The 3,993-nt window shown below is 74.0% G+C and carries 5 protein-coding genes; 4 read left to right on the forward strand and 1 reads right to left on the reverse strand.

Going from position 1 to position 3,993, the window contains the following annotated elements; all coding sequences use genetic code 11:
- Nucleotides 1-201 precede the first annotated feature (201 nt).
- Nucleotides 202-1,122, forward strand: a complete 921-nt coding sequence (locus MHY29_RS11495; protein ID WP_239241340.1) for an SDR family oxidoreductase — start codon at nucleotides 202-204, stop codon at nucleotides 1,120-1,122.
- Between the two features lie 96 nt (nucleotides 1,123-1,218).
- Here MHY29_RS11495 and MHY29_RS11500 read toward each other — a convergent pair whose 3' ends face one another.
- Nucleotides 1,219-1,584, reverse strand: coding sequence for a VOC family protein (locus MHY29_RS11500; protein WP_224356050.1), 366 nt, complete (start codon nucleotides 1,582-1,584; stop codon nucleotides 1,219-1,221).
- A gap of 197 nt (nucleotides 1,585-1,781) precedes the next feature.
- On the opposite strand from MHY29_RS11500, the gene MHY29_RS11505 reads away from it, so the two are divergent.
- The 3 genes from MHY29_RS11505 to MHY29_RS11515 are packed head-to-tail and all read left to right on the forward strand — an operon-like array spanning nucleotide 1,782 to nucleotide 3,975.
- Nucleotides 1,782-2,591: an ABC transporter ATP-binding protein gene (locus MHY29_RS11505; protein WP_224356051.1), complete on the forward strand. Its 810-nt coding sequence runs from the start codon at nucleotides 1,782-1,784 to the stop codon at nucleotides 2,589-2,591.
- A complete protein-coding gene (locus MHY29_RS11510) occupies nucleotides 2,588-3,322 on the forward strand; it encodes an ABC transporter permease (RefSeq protein WP_239241342.1) in 735 nt (244 codons plus the stop codon). The genes MHY29_RS11505 and MHY29_RS11510 overlap by 4 nt, the downstream gene beginning before the upstream one ends.
- Nucleotides 3,319-3,975 (forward strand): ABC transporter permease, encoded by a 657-nt coding sequence (locus MHY29_RS11515; protein ID WP_239241344.1) that lies wholly within the window; start codon nucleotides 3,319-3,321, stop codon nucleotides 3,973-3,975. The genes MHY29_RS11510 and MHY29_RS11515 overlap by 4 nt, the downstream gene beginning before the upstream one ends.
- Nucleotides 3,976-3,993: the final 18 nt, after the last annotated feature.

Below are 3,993 nucleotides of genomic sequence, written 5' to 3' on the forward strand. Positions count from 1 at the left end.
GGACGGGCTGTTCGGGGGGAGGAGGGCGGTGGCCATGCCTCCAGCGTGGGCGGCCCCTTCCAAGAAGCCGCCCAGAAACCGGCCGGTCGCGGTCGGGCCCGGCGCCGCGCACCAACCGTGGCCCGCGGACCAGGCCGGCTCCTATGGTGGAGGGACGGCGCGTCGACCGCGCGCCGTCCCTGAGAAGAGAAGGAGCACGCCGTGGCGAACGACGACACCAACACCACCACCACCGACCAGCTCACCCTGCAGGACCCCACGAAGCGCTACCCCGTGATCAGCCCGCCCGAGCAGTCCCTGCCCGGCACCGGCCTGGACGCCGAGATGACCCCGAAGGCGGACCTCGGCGAGCACTCCTACCGCGGCACCGGCCGCCTGGAGGGCCGCAAGGCGCTCATCACCGGCGGCGACTCCGGCATCGGCGCGGCCACCGCGATCGCCTTCGCCCGCGAGGGCGCCGACGTGGTGCTGACCTACCTGCCGGAGGAGGAGAAGGACGCGCAGCACGTCAAGGAGGTCATCGAGGCGGAGGGCCGCAAGGCCGTGACCGTCTCCGGCGACCTGCGGGACAAGCAGTTCTGCAAGGACCTCGTGGAGCGCGCCGTGCAGGAGCTCGGCGGCCTCGACATCCTGGTGAACAACGGCGGCAAGCAGGTGGCGCAGGACTCGATCGAGGACATCGACGACGAGCAGCTCGAGGCCACCTTCGACGTCAACATCCTGGCCCAGTTCCGCCTGGTCAAGGCCGCCCTGCCGCACCTGAAGCCGGGCTCCACGATCATCAACACCACCTCCGTGGTCGCCTACATGGCCCCGGAGCAGCTGGTGGACTACTCCGCCACCAAGGCCGCCATCAACACCTTCACGAAGGCGCTGGGCCAGCAGCTGGCCCCGAAGGGCATCCGCGTGAACGCCGTGGCGCCCGGTCCGATCTGGACCCCGCTGCAGCCCTCCGGCGGTCAGAAGCCGGAGGCCCTGCCGGAGTTCGGCCAGTCCACTCCGCTGGGCCGCGCCGGGCAGCCCACCGAGCTCGCCCCGGCGTACGTGTTCCTGGCCTCGCCGGAGTCCTCCTATGTGGTGGGCGCGACCATCCCGGTCACCGGCGGCATGCCGACGCCGTGACCTGACGCGGCGGCGGGGCGCTTCGCCCGCCGGCACGACGACGCCGGCCCGGTCCCCGCGACCGGGCCGGCGTCGTCGTGCGGACCCCGGCCGGGGTCAGTCCCCGGTGTCGAGGATGCAGAACTCGTTGCCCTCGGGGTCGGCCAGCACGGCCCAGCCGAGATCGCCGCGGCGGTCGTCCACCATGCTCGCGCCGAGGCCCAGGGCACGCTCGACCTCCTCGTCCCGCGTGGTGCCTGCCGTCATGAGGTCCATGTGGGCGCGGTTCTTCACGCGCTTGGCGTCCGGCACCCGGTAGAAGAGCACCGTGTACCCCTCGGCCGTGGCCAGGTAGCACTCGTCGGATCCGGGGGCGTAGGAGTCGGGCTCGGCGACGTCCCAGCCCATCAGCTCGCGCCAGAACTCAGCGACGGCGTAGGGGTCCAGGGCGTCCCAGGTGGTGTGGGACAGGCGCAGGCTCATGCGCTCATGCAAGCACCGCCCGCGCGTCCGCGGAAGGCCCCCGCGCTCCGACGGCGCCGGGCTCCGTCGGCGTGATGCTCCCCGCGGCTGACCCGGGGTGCCCCCACCCGTGACCGGGGGCACATCCCGCCCCTAGGGTGGGGCACCGACCGCCGACCCCGCCGGCGCCCTGCCGACCTCACCTGGAGGCTCCCGCCATGATCCGCTTCGAGCACGTGGGCAAGGTCTTCGACGACGGCACCGCCGCCGTGGAGGACTTCAGCCTGGAGGTGCCCTCGCACACCACCACGGTGCTGCTGGGCTCCTCGGGCTGCGGGAAGACCACGCTGCTGCAGATGGTCAACCGCATGGTGGACCCCACCTCGGGCCGGGTGTGGATCGACGACGCCGACGTCGCCTCCGTGGACCCGGTGCGCCTGCGCCGCCGGATCGGCTACGTGATGCAGCAGGCGGGCCTGCTGCCCCACCGCACCGTGCTGGACAACGTCCTCACCGTCCCGCGTCTCACGGGCCGGGTCTCCGCCGCGGATCGCTCCCGGGCGCACGAGCTGCTCGAGCTGGTGGGCCTGCCCGCAGACGCGGCCCGGCGGCGCCCGGACCAGCTCTCCGGCGGCCAGCGCCAGCGCGTGGGCGTGGCCCGCGCCCTGGCCTCGGACCCAGACATCCTCCTCATGGACGAGCCGTTCTCCGCCGTGGACCCCGTGGTCCGGGCCGAGCTGCAGGCCGAGCTGCTGCGGATCCAGCGGGAGCTCGCGAAGACCGTCCTGTTCGTCACCCACGACGTCGACGAGGCCGTCCTCCTCGGGGACGAGGTCCTCGTGCTGCGCACGGGTGCGCAGGTGGCCCAGCGGGGCCGCGGGGAGGAGATCCTGCTGCACCCGGCGGACGGGTTCGTCGACCGGTTCGTGGGCGGGGACCGGCGTCGCCTGCACGTGGAGGAGCGCGCCGGCACGGCCACCGTGGTGGACGCCGCCGGCCGCGTGGCCGGTCTCCTGGAGACGCCATGACCTGGATCGCGGAGAACCTGGACCTGATCCTGGACCTGACCCTGCGGCACGTCGCAGTCGCGGTGCCCGCGATCCTGCTCAGCGTGCTGATCGCCGTGCCCCTGGGCCGGGCCGCGAACGCCTCCCGCTGGGGACGACGCCTGGCCGTGGGCGGCTCCAGCCTGCTCTACGCGATCCCGTCCCTCGCGGTGTTCGTGATCCTGCCCGGGCTGATCGGCACGAGGATCCTGGACCCGCTGAACGTGGTCATCGCCCTGACGCTCTACGGCGCAGCCCTGCTGACCCGCAGCGCCTCCGAGGCGTTCGACGCCCTCGACCCCGACGTCCTGCACGCCGCCACCGCGCAGGGCCACAGCCCGTCGCAGCGGTTCTGGGGCGTCGAGCTGCCCCTGGCGGGGGAGTCCCTGCTGGCGGGCACGCGCGTGGTCAGCGCCTCCACGCTCTCCCTGGTGTCCGTGGGCGCGTTGATCGGCGTCCCCTCCCTGGGCACCCTGTTCACCGAGGGGTACGCCCGCGCGTTCCTCACGGAGATCCTCGTGGGCATCGCGGGCACCGTGCTGCTCGCCGTCCTCTTCGACGCCGCGCTCGTGGCCCTCGCCGCCGCCCCGATGCCGTGGACGCGGCGCGGACGCCGGACCGTTCCCGCCCCCGAGGACGCCCGGCACGACGCCGCCCTCACCGACGCCGTCACGGACCCCGTGACCGCCCCCGCCGAGGGGGTCGCCCGATGATCGCCGACCTGTTCGCCTGGTTCGCCGACCCCGCCCACTGGACCGGCCCCGGCGGCGTGCCCGCCCGCGTGGCCGAGCACCTCGGCTACTCCCTGCTGGCCCTCGCGATCGCCGCCGCGATCGCCCTGCCCGCCGGCGTGGCGATCGGCCACACGGGGAAGGGGCGGCGCGTCGTCGTCGCGGTGTCCAGCGCGCTGCGCGCCCTGCCGACCCTGGGCCTGCTGACGTTCCTCGCGATCGTCCTGCAGGTGGGCCTGCGGCAGGCGCTGATCCCCGCGGTGATCGTGCTGGTCGTCCTGGCCGTGCCGCCCCTGCTGGCCGGCGCCTACGCGGGCGTGCACGCCGTGCCCCGGGACGTCGTCGTCGCGGCCCGCGCGAACGGGCACTCCACCCGGCAGCTCGTCTCCCAGGTGGAGGTGCCGCTGGCCCTGCCGATGATCGTCGGCGGGCTGCGCTCGGCCTCCCTGCAGGTGCTGGCCACCACGTCCGTGGCCGCGTACCTGGGCCTGGGCGGGCTGGGGCGGTACCTGTTCGACGCGCTCGCCGTGCAGGACTACACCACCATGCTCGCCGGGGCCGTGCTGATCGCGCTCCTGGCCCTCGTCTCCGACGCCGTCCTCCTCCTGTTCCAACGCCTCGTCACCCCCGCCTGACCCCACCTGACCGAAAGG

Source organism: Micrococcus sp. ACRRV, assembly GCF_022346985.1.
In the GTDB taxonomy this organism is placed as follows: domain Bacteria; phylum Actinomycetota; class Actinomycetes; order Actinomycetales; family Micrococcaceae; genus Micrococcus; species Micrococcus porci.

Bases quoted from the DNA above. Each gene is read 5' to 3' on its own strand.
- MHY29_RS11500 (WP_224356050.1), bottom strand. From the start codon at position 1,584: ATGAGCCTGCGCCTGTCCCACACCACCTGGGACGCCCTGGACCCCTAC.
- MHY29_RS11505 (WP_224356051.1), top strand. From the start codon at position 1,782: ATGATCCGCTTCGAGCACGTGGGCAAGGTCTTCGACGACGGCACCGCC.
- MHY29_RS11510 (WP_239241342.1), top strand. From the start codon at position 2,588: ATGACCTGGATCGCGGAGAACCTGGACCTGATCCTGGACCTGACCCTG.
- MHY29_RS11515 (WP_239241344.1), top strand. From the start codon at position 3,319: ATGATCGCCGACCTGTTCGCCTGGTTCGCCGACCCCGCCCACTGGACC.